The organism is Lyngbya confervoides BDU141951 (assembly GCF_000817775.3).
Lineage (GTDB): Bacteria > Cyanobacteriota > Cyanobacteriia > Thermosynechococcales > Thermosynechococcaceae > Lyngbya > Lyngbya confervoides.
Genome location: NZ_JTHE03000028.1, coordinates 46,684 through 65,170, shown reverse-complemented (window position 1 = coordinate 65,170; position 18,487 = coordinate 46,684). Strand labels below are relative to the sequence as shown.

Genomic DNA, 18,487 nt, shown 5'->3' with positions numbered 1-18,487 from the left:
ATGTGAAACGTGACAGCGGCGACGATAGTTGGGGGGCAGCCCCCTGTGAAAATAGCTCGATGCCAGGGTGTTTTTAATAAAGCCTCTTCATTGCTTGATTATTCAAGCTGAAGGGGCTTTATTTTGATCCTACTTTTTCTAATTCCTGGTCGGCGAGTTCGTAGAGTTGTTGTAAGCGCGTGAGCGTTTGCTCATTCGGAGACCAAAATCCTCGCCCATGGGCCTCTAACATACGTCCGACAATGTTGCAGAATGCTTCGGGGTTGGCCTTCCGCAGGCGTTCTGCCATGGCTGAGTCGAGGGCATAGGTTTCTGCGGCCTGGTCATATACCCAGCTGTCTCGAAAGTCCGCTGTTCCACTCCAGCCGATTAAGGCGGTCATGCGTTGGGAAATTTCGTAGACTCCTCCGGAGCCTTGATCCGCCATTGCCGTAGCCCATTTAGGATTCAGTAGCTTGGATCGATATTCGATTCGCAGCAGTTTTTCTAGCCTTAGGGGGGTGTGGTTTTTGGAGAAGCTCTCAACGAATTTTGCACTGACTTGCTTCCCTTGGACTTGCTCCATGGCTTTTTTCATGGCCCCGGTGTTGGCATAGTATTCCTGGATATCCGTAAGACCGTATTCTACGGAATCAATTTGTTGAATAATCTGTCCTGTGGTGTTAAGCAGTGTTTGTAATACTTCGGGGCGGGTTTGGCCTCGATCGTGGCGACCGTAGCTGAACGCATTGCGATCGCGCCAGGTTTGGGCCAGGTCCTCCCCGCACTCCCAGTTGGCATCGGTGACGCGGTCATTGACCAGGGATCCAAAATCCCCGGCGGGATTAGAAAATAGTCGGGCTGTGGGCTGATCAATTCCTTGGGCTTGTAAGCTCAGAGCATGTTTACGAATAAAGTTTTGATCCTCTGGTTCTGCGACCTCAGCGGCTCGTAGAAATAAATCATCCAAGAGTTCCAGAATATTGCCAAAACTATCGCGGAAAATTCCGGATAGATTCGCGAGTACATCAATGCGGGGGTGGTCTAGATCTGACAAGGGCCTGAGGCCGTAGCGAACAATCCGACCGGTGCTTTCCTGAATGGGGTGTGCCCCCACCAACTCCAGCAAAATACCCAGGGACTCGCCACGAGTTTTGATGGCGTCTAGACCCCAGAGCATCACGGCAATGGTTTCGGGATAGTCTCCCTGTTCCTCTCGATGCTGGGCAATGAGCTTTTGGGCGATGGCCCGACCTCGTTCAACGGCACCTGCTGAGGGCATTCGGTAAGGATCCAGGGCATGAATATTGCGCCCCGTGGGCAGCACGCCAATGCCGTCGCGCAGCAAATCGCCGCCGGGGGCAGGCGGAATATATTCTCCGTTGAGGCCCCGGATCAGGTTTGTGATTTCGTCAGGGGTTTGCTGGAGGCGATCGCGTAGCAGCACCGCTTCATGGCTGCGATCGCACCAAGCCGGGTTGACCTCATGCGCTCTACCTGGCTGCTGGATATGTCGGTGGCGACGATAGGCGGCTAGGGCTTCTTCGGCAGTGGATCCATGGGCGATGGCCTCCAGGATCGGCTCCGGGAGGTCCTTGGGGGCTGTAAAGTAGGCATTTAGATAGCTGCGCAGCGCTTCCGGGCTTGGGGCTTCGCCCAGCACATGCAGACCCGAGGAGAAGAGGCGATTTTCTAGCCCGAGAAGATAGTCGTAGAGATCTATGAGATAGCGGCCAAAAACCTCCGGACTGAACAGCCGGGCATTTTCTAAGGTGAATTCAATTCCCAGCTTTTGCGCCTCTTTGAAGGGACAGTCGGTTTGAAGCCCCGCATCTAGAATTTTTTTCGTAATGACTTCGCGCAGCCCTTCATTAACCAGCGGATCTTCCCGATATTCGGCAATGAGATCCTTGAGGAGGGCAAGTTCTTTATAGAGATCGACACGACCGTAGGGCGGAATATTATGGGAGAGGATCACCCCGTAGCCGCGCCGCTTTGCCAGAATTGATTCCGAGGGATTGTTGGCAGCGTAAATATAGAGATTCGGGAGATTTCCCAACAGTACATCGGGCCAGGAATAGCCGGTGTTGCCCAGCGGGGAACCGGGAAGCCATTCGACGGTTCCGTGCATGCCAAAGTGAATGAGTGCATCGGCCTGGAAATCCCGCTGGAGCCATTGATAAAAGGCTGCGTATTGGGGATGGGGGGTCATATCGCGCTCAAACATTAGGCGCATGGGATCACCCGCAATGCCCAAGGGCGGCTGGACTCCAATCCAAACATTGCCGAGCTGCACGCCTCCCAGGTAAAACTCGTCGCCAAAGGTTTTAATACCGGTACCTGTCAAGGTGTTCCACTGCTGTTCGATGCGGTGCGTCAACCGATAGCCGAGCCACTTTTCCAGGCGATGCACCTGAACTTTGGCGGCGCGTTGACGCTGTTCAAAATCCCTTGCGGATCCGGGATGATCGGCATAGGCGTTGTCGGCCTGGCGCACCTGTTCAAGGAGTGCCTCGCCATCCTCGGGGATCTCGCCCACCTTGTAGCCCTCTGCCTGAAGCGATCGCAGGAGCTGAATGAGTGATTTCGGCACATTCAGCAGAGCGGCTGTGCCTGTGGCGCCATACCCCGGAGGAAATCCATAAAGCAAGATCGCAATTTTACGCTGAGACTTCGGCTGATGACGCAGCTTAATCCACTGGTGCAGTCGCCCGGTTAGCCGCTGCACTCGTTCGGGAATGAGGTAAATATCATTACCCACAAGTCCTCCCAGGGGAACGGTATCAATGGCCCCATCTAGTTCTGGGAGCGCATATAAAACAACGCTTTGCAATCCATTGATGCCTTGCCGGGTCCAGGAATGAATGTCCTGAATCAAGAGGGGGGCCGCCACTATATAGGGGAGATTTTTAGCCCACAAAATCTGCTGTGCCACGGCCACCTGACGACCGGCCTCCATAGATCCTGCTGGTCCGCCCACAAGGGGAAAGCCGAGGGTGGAGACGATGGCATCCACAGCGATCGCCTCCTTTGACAGGGAACGAATTCGGGTTGGATTGGACTGAGGCTGCTGTTGCTCATAGTTGCTTGTCATCAGATCTCGCACTGCGGCGTGGCCTTCGACCCCATTGATAAAAATGGGAACGGGAAGAAGCTGGGCCTGTTCAAAATACCGAATCAGCTGGGGAATGTAGGGCTGTTGGGTAATGACATGCTTGCGGTAGAGTAAAATCCCCACCCTGGGCCATTCTTGGGCCTGAGGGGAGGTTTGGTGATACCAGTGGAGGTAGGCTCGCGGGGATTCCCAATATCCCTCATGGTCTGGGTGTAAAAGTCCGAGGTTGGGCGTTTCTACGGGGGCGGGTAGGTCGCCCACTGCAAGATTAAAGTACTGTTGTGCGATTGCCCAGCACATTGCCGCTACATTTTCAGCGCCGCCTGCATTCCAGTAGCCATAAATGATCAGCCAGTTGCGCAGATCCTGCACCTTGGAGACGGGAATATACTTGAGCAGTTTGGGACCCACCTTGAGAAAGCTTAAATAGCCTGCCAGCTTGTCTTCCTCACGACCACTGCCAAACTTGTCCAAAATAAATTTAATGGGTTTGGGCATTCCCTTGGGCTGATGACCGATGGCAAACTGTCCTAGTTGGGTCCATCTCATCAGCTCCAGGGCTGACTCAAAGATCAGACGAATGGGAATGTGTTGGATGCGCGCACAGATCCATTCCACCTGATCGTAGTCAAAAATTAAGCTGGCAAAGAAGACATCTGCCTGCTCCAGTAAAGCTTCGATCTCGGCTGCTTGAGGCTGAAGATCGCGATCGCTGAAAATGTGCAGATCTAGATCGGGACAGCGGGCCTTGGCAAGGGAAAGGGCTTGACCGTACAGCCCCAGATTGAAGGATTCAAATCCAATAATTAAGACAATCCGTACCATGGCCAGCCTTCTAGGGTTTAATCTGATTGTATTGAGATTGCCGCGGCTTGCATAGCCATGACTATTCCTTAACCACAACGAGTCTCAGCGCAAAGGCCACCAATCCACTTTGTCGCGAGTGGCTCCATAGACTTCCTTCAATCCCTCTGGATCGCAAATCTGGACGAGATCGTGTCCTGCCTCTGACTTTTTGGATGATCGGAGGAACCCTGTTTTTGTCATTCCCTTGAGAACCTGTTCCACCGTCCGGTGATTCAGCTGACAGGCTCTGGCAATGATATCAATGGGTAGATCGAAGCTAAAGATCCCCTCGGAGGCAGGCTGATTCCCCAGGACTCGTTCTTGATAGATCAAGGCTCGCAAAAGGGCTGCAACGGCCTGGGGCGGATAGGTACTGCAGTTCAGGAGATGATACTGAAACTTCTCGCGCAGCTCAAATAAAGTGCCATAGCGCTCCTGAATTTGCGGGTAGTCCTGATAAAGCTGCTGCACAATCATCTGGGGAATTTTGAGGACATCCGTGGTTTTGTAGGCCTCCACTAAACTGGGAAACCCCTTGTAGACCCGACCATAGCTAAAGTCCAGATTCATCATCCCAAAGCAGCTTCCTGGGTAGGTGAGCGCAATCACCCGATCGAGGGGGACACTGCGAACAATAACTGGCCCCCCCTGCACAATGACATAGAGATACTCCAGAAACACGTCAGGCAGGTAAGCCGTGTAGATGGGACGACTTGAATAGAGTTTTTCCAGGGATACATCCTCTGTCTCTAGATATTGAGCAATTTCTTGAGTATCTAGGCCACGAAACAAAAAATTTGTTTGCGTGAGGTTTTGGATGACCTCTTCCTTGGAAACAGCCTGCACAGTTTCCTTCGCCATTTTGTTGTCTCCTGCAGAAGTTGTCTCCCATGTCCTATTGTGTCACGGTCGTTTATCTAAACCGTGGATTTTTCAAAATCTTTTGCAGGGTGTTGATTGAGCCTTGACGAGGAGAACCTCCGTCGCGTCGCGCTTGGAGTCTGAAATTTAATGGGGGGTCAACCACAGTCCCGCAGGGGGTGGGCTTCGCACGATCTGCGATTGAAACATAAATGTTTTGAAAAACATTTCTGTTTGACATGAGTTCCATTTTTGTGTAGTTTGAAGGTTGTCTGAATTCCAAGTTGCTCCAGGGTGCCTAGGATTCAGGACTGATGGGTAATTCATGGAGGATTTTTGGATGAGCGCAGGGAGTGGAGCCCCGTTTTCAGTGACGTTTCGAGGGATCTCAGACCGCTTAGTAAGGGTTGGGTTAACCGGGCTGATGCTTGGAGGGTGTGTTCGGGGAAGCGCGGAAAACGCTCCTCAACCGTCTTCCGCTGCCGGTGAGAAGGCGGAATCCGTGGAGATCACCCTGGTGTCCTACGCGGTTACCAAATCCGCCTACGAAAAAATCATTCCCAAATTTGTCGCAGCCTGGAAGGCCGAAACGGGTCAGGAGGTGATTTTTCAGCAAAGTTATGGTGGATCCGGGTCACAGACACGTGCGGTCATTGATGGACTTGAGGCAGATGTGGTGCAATTGGCTCTGGCTGGGGATGTCGAGAAAATTGAAGAGGCGGGTCTGATTGAGCCCAATTGGGAGCAGGAGGCACCGAATAACGCCATTGTGACCCGATCCGTTGTGGCGTTGGTGACGAGAGAAAACCAACCCAAGGTTGAAAAATGGTCGGATTTGGCCGATGGGCGCCTGCAGGTGATTACAGCCAATCCCAAGACCTCCGGTGGAGCCAAATGGAATTTCCTGGCTTTATGGGGGGCCGTTACCCAGACCGGGGGAACGGATGCTGAAGCGCAAGCCTTTGTGGAACGAGTCTTGAAAAACGTTCCTGTGTTGGCTAAGGATGCTCGTGAATCTAGCGATGTCTTCTACAAGCAAGGTCAGGGCGATGTTTTGATGAACTATGAAAATGAAATTTTGTTGGCTCGCGCCAAGGGGGATACGCAACCCTACAGCGTTCCCCTTGATACCAACATTTCCATTGAAGGGGCTGTTGCCGTCGTAGATAAAAATGTGGACCAGCACCAAACCCGAGAGGTCGCTGAGGCCTTTGTGGAATTTCTTTACACCCCGGAGGCTCAAAGGGAATTCGCGCGGGTTGGATTTAGGCCAGTCAATGCAGCGGTGGCCCAGGAATTTTCTACTCAATTCCCCACGGTCAAAAAGCTATTCACCGTTCAGGATTTTGGCGGTTGGAGCCAAATCGACACCCAATTTTTTAAGGAAAATGCCCTTTTTGATCAGAGTTTACGAAAAATCGGACGCGCTTCGCGCTAAAGACCGATTTTACCTAAATTAATAGGGTTGGAGTGGCGTTCCAGGACTCTATTGCTTTTTTCCTTTCTTCTACTGGAGTTCAACATGATGATTAATTCTCAATGGAACGGTTTACCTGTGGCCTCTTTGGGGTCAAGCTCTCTGCGGGCTCACGCTCGAACTCATTCAGGAGAAACCGCGGGTGATCGCCTCATGACCCAGATACAGCTGCGAATTCCGCCGCAGTACGCCGACAATCCTATTTTGTCGCAGTTAGTGAACTACGGAGTCGAGTTTAATATTCGTGCAGCTTTGCTATCCAAACATTCCGAAGAGTCTGGCTGGTTTGATCTTGCTTTGTTGGGGCAGGCAGAACAAATCCAGCAAGCGCTGGAATACCTGAGGTGCTGCAATATCGACATCTGGTTCCTAGATATGGCCCAAGATAGCTGGGATTACCTTTAACGACCAACGTAGGAGACTCAACCTTTGCTGACTCATTTAAAATTCCAAAAGATGACTTTTCGGGGAGGCCGTTCTCAACGAAGAACCAGAGGTCAGGCTTTAGCGCAAACAGCACAGCCGATGTCTTGGCCTTGGTGGGTCATGGCCGTCTACTTAACTCTGATGCTATTGCTTCCCATCTCAGCCCTGATCGGCAGATCGCTAACGGTAGGTTCAGCTGAGTTTTGGGAGATTGCGACCTCGCCGGAAGCCCTCTCGGCCTATGATGTCACCTTTCTAACGGCTCTGGGAGCGGGAATCATCAATGGAATCATGGGAACTTTAGTAGCTTGGGTCTTAGTCCGTTACTCATTTCCGGGTCGTAAATTAGTCGATGCGGTGATTGATCTTCCCTTTGCCTTGCCGACGGCGGTAGCAGGGTTGGTGCTGGCAACAGTTTATGGTGATCAAGGGTGGATTGGACGCTGGTTCCTGCCTTTGGGAATTCAGATTGCCTTTACGCGTTTAGGGGTTTTAGTGGCAATGTTGTTCATTTCACTGCCCTTTGTTGTGAGAACGATCCAGCCGGTCATCCAGACCATGGAGAAGGAGATAGAGGCGGCGGCTCTATCCTTGGGAGCGAGTTCTCTACAAACCTTTACTCAGGTATTGCTGCCCCCCCTACTGCCCGCGATTTTAACCGGTGTAGCCTTGGGATTCTCCCGTGCAATTGGGGAATATGGGTCGGTGGTGATCATTTCCTCTAGCATTCCCTTTCGAGATCTCATTGCTCCAGTTTTGGTGATCCAGCGTTTGGAGCAGTACGACTACGACGGGGCAACGGTCATCGGTGTGATGCTGCTCTTGATTTCCCTGGTGCTGTTGTTCGTCATTAATCTGTTGCAGCAATGGGGGCGACGCTATGTTCAGTGATTGGTTCTGCTCTAAGTTTCAATCTTTGGATTGGAAAAAGTTCGCCTTGGTGGCGATCGCCGTATCTTACTTGGCTTGCCTTTTGTTCGTGCCGACAGTTGCTCTATTTTACGAAGCCTTCCATCAAGGATTTGCAGAGTTTCTAGGCATCCTCAGCCAGACGGATTTTATTAAAGCCTTGCAGCTCACCCTGTTGACTGCCGGTATTGCGCTTCCGGTGAATACTGGGTTTGGGCTCTGCGCGGCTTGGTTTTTAGCGCGCCGTCATTTCCTGGGACGATCCCTCCTCATCAGTGTGCTAGATCTGCCCTTTTCGATTTCGCCGGTGGTGGTTGGCCTCATGCTGGTTCTGCTTTATGGGGATCGGGGTTGGCTGGGATTCTTGCCCCTCAAAATTATTTTTGCCCCTCCCGGAATTGTGTTGGCTACCTTAATCGTGACGCTCCCCTTTGTTGCCCGTGAGGTCATGCCCGTCCTTGAGGAATCTGGACCAACGGAGGAAGAATCGGCCAGGACTTTAGGGGCAAAACCCTGGCAGGTATTCTGGAGAGTCACCCTACCGAATATACGCTGGGGGCTTCTATACGGGGTGCTGCTGACCAACGCAAGGGCAATGGGTGAATTTGGGGCAGTGGCAGTTGTTTCTGGAAATATTGTCGGAAAAACTCAAACCCTGCCTTTGTTTGTAGAAGAAACCTATAAAAACTACCAGACGGAGGCGGCCTTTGGCGCGTCAACGATCTTGGCGCTGTTGGCGGTGGTGACCTTAGTGCTCAAAGAGGTTCTGGAGCGGAAGACGCGTCATAAAGCCCCTTGAGTCGGAAAAAAGCGCTTGGAAACGGTGTTTTCGCCCAATTCTAAACCTCTACCTTTGTTCTCTTGCCTTAATTTTATCTTTGGAGGATATCCATGACTATTGTCATTGAAGGAGTAACCAAGCATTTTGGTTCATTTCGGGCGCTGAATGAGATTCATCTCACGATTCCCCAGGGAAAGCTGGTGGCCCTACTTGGCCCCTCCGGTTCTGGAAAATCTACTCTTTTGCGAGTAATTGCGGGTCTTGAGCATACCGATCAAGGGCGTATACACATTGATGGCCGAGATGCCACGACCCTTGATGTGCGGCATCGCAATATCGGGTTTGTCTTTCAACACTATGCGCTTTTCAAGCACATGACCATCCGGCAAAACATTGCCTTTGCGCTGCAGATTCGCCGGGTGCCTAAAACCGTTGTGCGAGAGAGAGTCAAGGAATTATTGGGATTGATTCAGTTGGAAGGCCTGGGCGATCGCTACCCGGCTCAACTCTCGGGAGGACAGCGGCAGCGTGTTGCCTTGGCGAGGGCGCTAGCGGCTCAACCCCAAGTTTTGCTCCTGGATGAACCCTTTGGAGCTTTAGATGCCAAGGTGCGTGAAGAACTCAGGGTGTGGTTGCGGCGACTGCACGATGAGGTTCAAATGACCAGTATATTTGTGACCCATGATCAAGAGGAAGCCATGGCAGTGGCGGATGAGATTGTGGTCATGAATCAGGGATCCATTGAGCAGATTGGAACGCCCGCCGAGATCTATGACCATCCCAAAACTCCTTTTGTAATGAGCTTCGTCGGGCCTGTGAATATCCTCTCTGGCAGCACCGCTAGACTCTTTCAGTCCCAGGGATGGGAGTCCTCTAGCGAGCAAGGTTCTCTGTTTATTCGTCCCCACGATATTGATCTGCGACCCACAGCGCATCCCTCCACCGTGGCTGCGTGCGTGCGCCGGGTTACGGATTTGGGATGGGAAGTTCGAGTGGAGTTGGAACTCCCCAACCGCCAACCCCTCACCGCCTTTCTGACTCGCAGTCAGTTGAGGGATCTGTCTTTACAGCCAGGGGAGGCGGTTTTCGTCAAGCCCAGGGCGGCTAAGGCGTTTCTGCCAAAGCTGGACTGCGTGATTTAGCTTCCGAGGGGAACACCGCATTATCATCTCCTTTGATCGATCTAGATCAAATTGAAGTCAAATTTAATTTCGATTGAATTTAATTTTGATATAAATTGAATTTGGATTCGATCAAGTCATGGTGAACACGATTGCATCATGCGATTAATCCTGTGTGACACCCAAGGAATGAGGAGATCAAAATGCGCAGGGCACACTTCCCCCGAAACCAACGCTGGCTGGGTCAACGCGGGGCCGTCTTTGTGGTGCTGATGGGGCTAGGCGCGGGGGTCGGTTTGGCGATCGCCGCCGCTCAAGCCGGTTCTTTTTCCTGGCTGACTGGGATGAACTGGCAGGCCTGGCTGTCTATCGCGGTGACGCTGATGGCTTTTCTGGGAAATGCCCTGACGCCGCTACCGGCTGAGATCGTGTTTTTAGGGGCCGCAGCGGTGCTGTTTTTAACCGGAGTGCTCGACGAAAAGACCGCCTTATCTGGGTTTAGCAACTCCGGCATGATTACGGTGGCGGTTTTGTATATCGTGGTCACAGGGCTGCAGCAGACCGGTGCCCTGGTGTGGGTGTCGCAGCAGGTGTTGGGCATGCCAAAGACTGAATCTCGGGCGCTGGTGCGGCTGATGTTGCCGGTGATGGGAATCAGCGCCTTCTTGAACAACACGCCTGTGGTTGCCATGTTTATTCCGGTGGTGGATGACTGGTGCCGCAAACTCCGGTTTAGTCCATCTAAGCTGATGTTGCCCCTCAGCTATGCCGCGATTTTTGGGGGACTGTTTACCCTGATCGGTACCAGTACCAATTTGGTGGTCAATGGTTTGCTGATGGATGCCACTCAAGGTCCGGGTCTGAAGCTCTTAGATATTGCCTGGGTGGGAATTCCCTGCGGGATGGTGGGCTTTGTGTTTTTACTGGTTGCCCAACGCTGGCTACTGCCGGAACGCAAGGCGGCGCTGAGTGATACCGATGATTTACGCCAGTACACGGTGGAAATGCGGGTTGTCCCGGAGAGCCCGATTGTGGGGAAAAGCATTGAAAAAGCCGGATTGCGGCATCTGCCCCATCTGTATCTGGCTGAAGTGCGCCGGGGAGATCAATTGCTCCCGGCCATTGGTCCGCAGCAGGTACTCCAGGGCGATGACCAACTTCTGTTTGTGGGGGTTGTGGATTCGATTTTAGATTTGCAGCGCATTCGCGGTCTAGAGCCAGCCACGGATCAGGTTTTCAAGCTTGAGGAACCCCGCACCGATCGCTGTTTGATTGAGGCGGTGGTGTCGAATACCTGTCCGCTGATTGGTCAGACCATTCGAGAGAGTCGATTTCGCAGCCAGTACAATGCGGTGGTGGTGGCGGTGGCCCGCAACGGCGATCGCCTGATGGGGAAAATTGGCGATATCAGGCTGGATCCGGGGGATACGCTGCTCTTGGAGGCGTCGCCTTCATTTGTGCGCGAGCGCCGGATTTCTCGCGATTTTTATTTGGTAAGCAGCATTCCGAACTCTGAACCGATGCGCCACGATCGATCGCCCTGGGCTTTTGGATTTACCCTGGCGATGGTGATTGTGGCCGCTCTGGGCTGGATGAGCATGCTGCAGGCGGCTACCCTGGCGGCCATTGGCATGCTGGTCCTTGGCTGCTGTTCCCCCCGGCAGGCGATCCGCAGTATTGAATGGTCGGTGTTGCTGGTGATTGGAGCCGCTCTGGCCCTGGGAGCGGCCCTGGAATCCACGGGGGCGGCGGCGGCGATCGCCCATCGGGTGATTGCCCTGGCGGGCGATAATCCCTGGCTGGTGTTGGCGGCCCTTTATGCGGTCACCACGGTGTTGACGGAGGTGATTACCAACAATGCCGCCGCTGCGTTGATTTTTCCAATTTCCCTGGCCCTGGCGAAGCAGCTGAATGTCAGTGACCTGCCCTTCGTGATTGCGATCATGATTGCGGCCTCTGCTAGCTTTGCAACGCCGATTGGCTATCAAACAAACCTGATGGTCTATGGTCCAGGGGGGTATAAGTTCACGGACTTTTTGCGGATTGGAGTGCCCCTGAACCTGATCTACGGAATAGTGACCGTTGCGATTACGCCGCTGGTTTACCCCTTCTAGGGGAGGACGCTGCTGGCAGGCCCCCCAATCTCCAGAGTCGCTGAGGGAGAGGGGACAAAATGCTCTGTGATCAGCAGCTCAGCGGCGTCGCTGGGCAGGGGTTTCGACAGGCTGTACCCTTGCCCTTTCTCACAGTTCAGGAGTTTTAAATAGTCGAGCTGGGCTACGCTTTCAATGCCCTCGGCGATCGCCTCAATGCCCAGCTGATGCGCCAGATGAATAATGGTTTCCACAATCTTGCGTTTTTCCCGCTGTTGCAGCATGGAATTCACAAAGGACTGATCCACCTTAATGGAATGAACGGGAAATCGATGCAGATAGCTCAAGCTTGAATATCCGGTGCCAAAATCATCAATACTCAGGCGGATGCCATCGTCTGCCCACCCCTGCAGGAGCGTCACCAGCGCCTCAGATCCATCCATGAGCATGCTTTCCGTGAGCTCGAGCTGCAGACAGGAGGGAAGAATGCCGCTCTGGGCCAGTGCTTGATCAATCGTCGTCATAAAACTTGCCTCTCGCAACTGGGCCATGGAGAGATTCACGCTGACGTACAGTGAGGCTGCGGCTGGGCATTGCGATTGCCACTGCGCCAATTGTTGACAGGCTTGCTGCAGGGCCCAGGCTCCGAGCGGTACGATCAGGCCAATTTCCTCTGCCATAGGGATGAAGGCCTCGGGAGAAATCCGGCCCCGCTGCGGATGAGACCAGCGAATCAGGGCTTCGAAGCCACAAATTTCCCGGTTGGCTAAGGCAAAGATGGGCTGATAATCCAGGGAAAACTCTTGCTGTTCCACGGCCCGTCGTAAATCCTTCTCCAATTGATGTCGGGCCAGGGTTTGCAGATACATTTGCTGGTCAAAGATTTCGAGTCGGCCCTTGCCACTGCCCTTGGCCCGGTACATGGCAATATCCGCATTGCGCAGCAGATCAATGCCTTGATCTTCCAGGGCTGAACTCAACGCGACGCCGACGCTAGCGGTGGTGGTTACCGGGTGTTCATTGAGCTGAAAGGGCTGCTGGAAGGCCTGCACGATGCGATCGGCCACCTGCTTTGCTTCCTCTAGATGCAGGATCTGATCGAGCAAAATGATAAATTCGTCACCGCCGAGGCGGGCCAGAATGTCATGCCCTCGCACCAGATTGCGCAGACGATCGGCCACCTGAATCAGGAGCTGATCGCCAGCATGGTGCCCTAAACTGTCGTTGATGTATTTAAATCGATCGAGATCAATAAATAAAACCGCAAATTGATAATCCGGCGATCGCTTTGCCCGCTGTTGCGCCATTTCCAGGTGCTCGGTGAACAGGACCCGATTCGGCAGGGTGGTGAGGGCATCATGGAGGGCGCTATGCCGCAGCGCATCCTCCACGCGCTTGCGTTCGACAATTTCTGCCGCCAGGGTCTGATTCAATTCCAGCAGCTGCGCCGTTCGCTCTTGGATGCGAGCTTCCAGCGTGGCATTGAGCGAGACAATTTCTGCCTGGGCCCACCGCAGTGCCAGTTGATGGCGGACGCGGGCCAGTACTTCCTCCGCTTGAAAGGGCTTGGTAATGTAATCTGCGCCGCCAATGGAAAAGGCCGTTACTTTGTTAATCGCTTGGTCGAGGGCACTGAGAAAAATCACTGGCGTTCCCTGGGTCAGCGGATGATCCTTCAGCTTGGCACAGGTTTCGTAGCCATTCATCCCCGGCATCATGATGTCTAGCAAAATCAAGTCCGGTGATGTCTCCTGGGCCTTCATCAGTGCGCTTTCGCCGCTTTTGGCCACAGAGATCCGGAACCCCTCCTGCTGGAGCAGTTCAAACAAAACCTTAATATTGGCCGGTTGATCATCAACAATGAGAATAGACGGTGAAGCAGGTGACGGCGGCATAGAACATTCAATCAGGCAAGATAGGGTTTTAGGAGCGAAACAATGGCTTCATCCTCAAAATCAGCCGCCAACAGCAAAACTTGCCGGGCAAAGGCATGGTATTGAGGGTTCAGCGCCTTCAATCGGTGCGCTTCGGCCTGGATATCTGCGATATACCCAGCCTTTGCCGCCTGGTAAAGGGCTTGGATCTCTTCGGGAGGCGGCATCGTGGAAAGAGTGCCTTGATCACCGGCCCCTGGGTCCGCGCAGGTGGGGGAGACCTGGGACTGCCCGGCCTGCTCCTGGGTATAACACCAGGTTAATCCCAGGTAATCCTGGAGCAGATCTAGCAGGTTGGACAATTCCACGGGCTTGGTCAGAAAGTCGTTACAGCCAGCCTCGCGGCTTTGCTGGCGATCGAAACTAAACACGCTGGCGGAAGATGCAATGATGCAGATCTGCTCAAATTCGGCCCGCTTGCGGATTTGCTGGGTCATCTCGAACCCGTCCATCACCGGCATCTTCAGGTCGGTGATGATCAAGTCGGGGTGATGCCGCTCCACTTGCGCTAGTCCCGCTTGCCCCTGATCGGCCTCCAGGACTCTAAAGCCTAAAGGCTCCAGCAGATGTTTAATCACGGCGCGATTTTCCCAGCGATCGTCCACGATCAGCAGCGATCGCTGGGGGCCTTCATACCCAATGATTTCCAGGGAGGGGACCGGGGATTCTTCTGGCCCGGTGGTTTCCTCGGGCAGGTCTAGATCAAACCAGAAGGTGCTGCCCTGTCCCACCTGGCTGCGCACCTGAATGGTAGATCCCATCATCTGGATAATTTGGCTGCTGATGGCCAGACCTAGCCCGGTGCCTTCGGTTTTGCTCTGGTCGTCTCCCACCTGCTCAAAGGGTAGAAAGATACTGTCGATCTGATGGGGATCCATGCCAACGCCGGTGTCTTGAATCTCAAAGCGCACCGGGTGAAGGGGGGAGGCCACCGCGACAGCTTCAACGGCAGCGGTTGATGCTGGGTCGGGGGCGTTGGCCCTAAGAGAGCGGACGCGAAACAGAACCTCCCCTTGGTCAGTAAACTTGATGGCATTGCCCAGCAAGTTAATCAATACCTGACGCAATCGCTTGGGGTCGGTGGAAATGATCTGCGGTAGATGGGGGTCGATCTCAAAGGTGAGGCTAATTTCCTTTTGTTCTGCTTTGATCCGACAAATTTCTCGCACACCCTGGAGAAAGGGCATCAGCTCAACTGGACTGGGAGAGAGCTCAATTTTTTGGGCTTCAATCTTGGCCAGATCCAGGACATCATTGATGAGGGTGAGCAGATGACTCCCGCATTGGTAAATGGTGTTAACCCCGTCTAGGTGCTGCGGCGTGAGCGATTTGTCCCGCCGTAGAATTTGGGCATAGCCAAGGATGCCATTGAGCGGTGTGCGTAGCTCATGACTCATGTTGGCTAAAAATTCGCTTTTGGCCTGGTTGGCGCTGTCGGCCGCTTCCTTGGCCACTTCCAACTGGGCCGTGCGGGTCTTGACGCGGGTTTCCAGTTCATTATTCATCTGCTCCAGGGCCGAAAAGGAGGTTTTAAGCTGGCCCGCCATGGCGTTAAAGACCTGGGCAAGGGCGTTAATTTCCTGGATGACACTGCTGGGGACCGACTGATCGAGCTGCCCCTCTGCGATCGCCTGACTCGCTCGTCGGAGCCGCAAAATGGGCAGGGTCATCCAGCGAGAGGTCAGCATTCCCAGGATGATTGCGCCGCCCAAGGCCACCAGGCACAGGTAAACGGTTAACCAGGTGTTGGCATTGATTTCGGCCATAAAGTCGGATTCAGGTACTGTTACCAGCACCAACCAGTCCAGCCCCTGGCCATCGGACCAGGGGGCGATTTGAGCATAGTGGGGATCTCCGGCCTGAGAAAACTTAAGTTGCTGCGTCGTGTTCAGGGTTTCCAGGCTGCCAAATTTTGTCCGAATGGCCTGTATGGCGCTCTCAAGGGTGGCATCTCCGCTCTGAGCAATGTTGACCCGCTGCGCTTCGCCCTTGACCAGGCGGGACAGGGGCACATCCGTGGAACTGGCAATGAGATTGCCATCACGCTCCAGCACCAGAATTTTGGCCGATGGGCTCAGTGGAATCTGGCGCAAAAAATCGCTGATGCCCGTCAGCAGCAGATCAACGCTCAAGATACCAATAATTTTCTGATTTTCTCCCCAGATGGGGCGGCTGTAGGCAATGGATTGAATGTGGGGAAACCCATCCCAGGGATACACTTCATTCCAGATTGGCCCCTGGGCTGCCAAGGTTTCCTGATACCAGGACTCGGAAAAGGGATCGTAATCTGTATCGTCCACCATCTGGGTGCGATTTCCCTGGGCATCGGTGGCGTAGGTATGGGCTTTCCAGCCCGTATTGGCTGAAGTTTCATCAATGGTCAAGCTTTGCTGCTCGAGCCAGCGTCCAGCGCCCACATATTCCCCACTGGTGAGGACGTAGGACAAATAGCCGACCTCCTCAAAGGCTCGGAGCTGACGCCAAAAAAACTGGCCGTTAGTTTCGTAGTTGTATAAATCCAGGAGACCGAGATCAAGGGCATCGGCATTGGTCTGGAGGAGGTCGATGGGCAGTTCCAGGTAGCTATCGAGCCGGCGCTGCACCCGACTACTGGCCTGCTGCTGGAGCTGTTGGGCTAAGTTATCTATGGCGTTTTGCCCGTGGCGAAAGGAGAGATATCCAGTAATCCCCACGGCAGCAGCCAACTGTAGCACGAAGGGAACCACCCAGATGACTCGCAAGGGGATTCCTGAAAATTGCAACGGCAGGCGTGATCGGGGCGACTGAATAAACACCGCGTAATCTATGGATGAAGACAGGGGGACACTAGACCTAGATTGCCCATCCTTCCAAGGAGATTGACTGGGCTTTCCGGGGCAACATCAGCCTGGATAGCGCTCGATCTGCCTTTTTTACCCTAGTTTGAACGCATGACTTTGCCTTCAGCGAAAATACGGGACACTGGCCTGAACAGCCTAGCGGCTGGCCAGGGATCGTAGACCGGTCTGAACCTGCCAGAGCTGAGCATAGAGCCCTTGTTGGGCTAACAGTGCCTCGTGTTGGCCCTGCTCCACCAGGCGACCTTGGTCCATGACGTAGATACAGTCGGCATGGCGAATGGTGGACAGGCGATGGGCAATGGCTAGGGTGGTCCGGTTTTGGGTAATGCGATCGAGCGATCGCTGGATGGCGGCCTCGGTTTCGTTATCGACCGCCGAGGTGGCCTCATCCAGGATCAAAATAGGGGGATTCTTCAGCAGTGCCCGAGCAATGGCAATCCGCTGCCGTTGTCCGCCGGAAAGCTTCTGGCCGCGTTCACCAATCATCGTGTCATACCCGTGGGGTAGTTGTTCAATGAAGGCATGGGCCTCAGCGTTGCGGGCCGCCGCCTGGACCTCCTCCATGGAGGCATTGAAGCTACCGTAGGCAATGTTTTCACGGACGGTTCCATGGAATAGAAACACCTCCTGACTCACCAGACCGATGGCCCGGCGTAAATCTGGAAGTCGGTAGGACTGGATATCGACCCCATCAAGGGTGATGACTCCAGACTGAATTTCGTAAAGGCGCAGCAGCAGCTTGACTAAGGTGCTTTTTCCCGATCCGGTCGCCCCCACAATGGCAATGGTGGCCCCGGCCGGAATGCGGAGCGAGAGATCATGAATGACGCTCTGGCCGGAGGCGTAGGCAAAGGAGACGTGATCCAGGTTCACTTCGCCCCGCACGGCACTAAAGGGTAAGGACTGGTGCCCCGGATGAATCGTGATGGGGGTATCAAGCAAATTCATGCAGCGCGTAATGGACGCCATGGCACGCTGATAGTGATCGAGGGTATCTCCCATGCGGGTAAGGGGCCAGAGCAATCGCTGGGTAAGAAAAATCATGACGCTATAGGTGCCCACCGCCAGCCGTTCGGCGATGACCTCCTGGCCTCCCAGGATGATGGCTGCCACAAAGGCGAGCAAAATTAAAATGCGAATCACCGGGATAAAGGCTGCGCTCAGGGCGATGGCCTGGTGATTGGCCTGCCGATAGACTTCGCTTTCGCGGCGCACCTGCTCTCGCTCATAGTCCTCGGCCACAAAGCTTTTGATGGTTGTAATGCCACTCAAGTTGTTGGAGAGCCGACCGTTGAGCAGGCTTACCGCCTCGCGAACCCGCGCATAGCGAGGGGCCAGCAGCTTCTGAAAGGCGATCGCCCCCCAGATAATAAAGGGCATGGGTAAGACGGCCATCCAGGCCACCTGGGGAGAGAGAATAAAAAATGCACCGCCAATCACGACGATCGTCGTCAGCAAATGCAGCAGCTCATTGGCCCCGCCATCTAGAAATCGCTCCAGCTGGTTAATATCGTCGCTGAGTATTGACATTAACCCCCCTGTGCTCTGGTCTTCAAAAAAGGCCAAATCTAGATTTTGCAGGTGGGCATAGGCATCAAGACGCAAATGGTGCTGCACGGTTTGGGCCAAGTTGCGCCACAGTCGTGCATAGGCATATTCAAATACAGACTCTAGGCCCCAAATCACCAAGGAGAGGCCCCCTAGCACCAAAAGCTGCTGAGTCACATCCGCCAGCCCCAGTCGGCCCAAGATGGAATCTTGCCGCTGAACCACAATATCCACGGCGGTGCCAATTAACACCGGTGGCGCCAGGTCAAAAATTTTATTCAGGACAGAACAAAGCGAGGCCAGCCAAAACTGGCGACGATAGGGACGGCCGTAGGCGGCGAGTCGCCAGAGGGGATGGGAGCGACGGCTGGCCTGCCGAGAAGAAGCAGTCGAAGAACTTGGCATGAATTCAAGGCTTGCGCAGATGGGCCTAATGTTACAATATGTCAATAAAAGCAAATAAATGTGTTTCCTATCTACCTCTGTCGCTATCTTAAAGGCTGTTCGCGGTTGCCGGATCATGACTAACCGTGATGCAGGTCATTTCGTTCGCTGGG

Annotated in this window: 11 protein-coding genes; 6 read left to right on the top strand and 5 right to left on the bottom strand. The window is 53.8% G+C overall.

Annotation, left to right across the window (positions count from 1 at the left end; genetic code table 11):
* Positions 1-118: 118 nt before the first annotated feature.
* Both bchH and QQ91_RS04470 read right to left on the bottom strand, forming a co-directional pair.
* Positions 119-3,919, bottom strand: coding sequence for a magnesium chelatase subunit H (bchH, locus tag QQ91_RS04475; protein ID WP_166280534.1), 3,801 nt, complete (start codon positions 3,917-3,919; stop codon positions 119-121).
* A gap of 84 nt (positions 3,920-4,003) precedes the next feature.
* Positions 4,004-4,801: a Crp/Fnr family transcriptional regulator gene (locus QQ91_RS04470; protein ID WP_166280533.1), complete on the bottom strand. Its 798-nt coding sequence runs from the start codon at positions 4,799-4,801 to the stop codon at positions 4,004-4,006.
* 424 nt (positions 4,802-5,225) lie between these two features.
* Here QQ91_RS04470 and QQ91_RS04465 point away from each other — a divergent pair, with 424 nt between their 5' ends.
* The 6 genes from QQ91_RS04465 to QQ91_RS04440 all read left to right on the top strand — a co-directional run bounded on the left by QQ91_RS04465 (position 5,226) and on the right by QQ91_RS04440 (position 11,629).
* Positions 5,226-6,239, top strand: coding sequence for a sulfate ABC transporter substrate-binding protein (locus QQ91_RS04465; RefSeq protein WP_166280531.1), 1,014 nt, complete (start codon positions 5,226-5,228; stop codon positions 6,237-6,239).
* A gap of 84 nt (positions 6,240-6,323) precedes the next feature.
* Entirely contained in the window at positions 6,324-6,683 is a 360-nt protein-coding gene (locus tag QQ91_RS04460; protein WP_166280529.1) for an NIL domain-containing protein, read from the top strand.
* Positions 6,684-6,803: 120 nt separating this feature from the next.
* Entirely contained in the window at positions 6,804-7,595 is a 792-nt protein-coding gene (gene cysT / locus QQ91_RS04455) for a sulfate ABC transporter permease subunit CysT (RefSeq protein WP_236096071.1), read from the top strand.
* Positions 7,585-8,412, top strand: a complete 828-nt coding sequence (gene cysW, locus QQ91_RS04450) for a sulfate ABC transporter permease subunit CysW (RefSeq protein WP_166280525.1) — start codon at positions 7,585-7,587, stop codon at positions 8,410-8,412. The genes cysT and cysW overlap by 11 nt, the downstream gene beginning before the upstream one ends.
* Before the next feature lie 92 nt (positions 8,413-8,504).
* Positions 8,505-9,536, top strand: a complete 1,032-nt coding sequence (locus tag QQ91_RS04445; RefSeq protein WP_166280523.1) for a sulfate/molybdate ABC transporter ATP-binding protein — start codon at positions 8,505-8,507, stop codon at positions 9,534-9,536.
* A 182-nt stretch (positions 9,537-9,718) separates the two neighbouring features.
* Positions 9,719-11,629: an SLC13 family permease gene (locus tag QQ91_RS04440; RefSeq protein WP_236096070.1), complete on the top strand. Its 1,911-nt coding sequence runs from the start codon at positions 9,719-9,721 to the stop codon at positions 11,627-11,629.
* Here QQ91_RS04440 and QQ91_RS04435 read toward each other — a convergent pair.
* From QQ91_RS04435 to QQ91_RS04425, 3 genes are all read right to left on the bottom strand, one after another.
* Positions 11,626-13,503, bottom strand: coding sequence for a two-component system response regulator (locus QQ91_RS04435; protein WP_166280521.1), 1,878 nt, complete (start codon positions 13,501-13,503; stop codon positions 11,626-11,628). The two genes, QQ91_RS04440 and QQ91_RS04435, sit on opposite strands and share 4 nt — an antisense overlap.
* Before the next feature lie 11 nt (positions 13,504-13,514).
* A complete protein-coding gene (locus QQ91_RS04430; RefSeq protein WP_201277321.1) occupies positions 13,515-16,283 on the bottom strand; it encodes a hybrid sensor histidine kinase/response regulator in 2,769 nt (922 codons plus the stop codon).
* 234 nt (positions 16,284-16,517) lie between these two features.
* Positions 16,518-18,335, bottom strand: a complete 1,818-nt coding sequence (locus QQ91_RS04425) for an ABC transporter ATP-binding protein (RefSeq protein ID WP_166280519.1) — start codon at positions 18,333-18,335, stop codon at positions 16,518-16,520.
* Between the last annotated feature and the right edge of the window lie 152 nt (positions 18,336-18,487).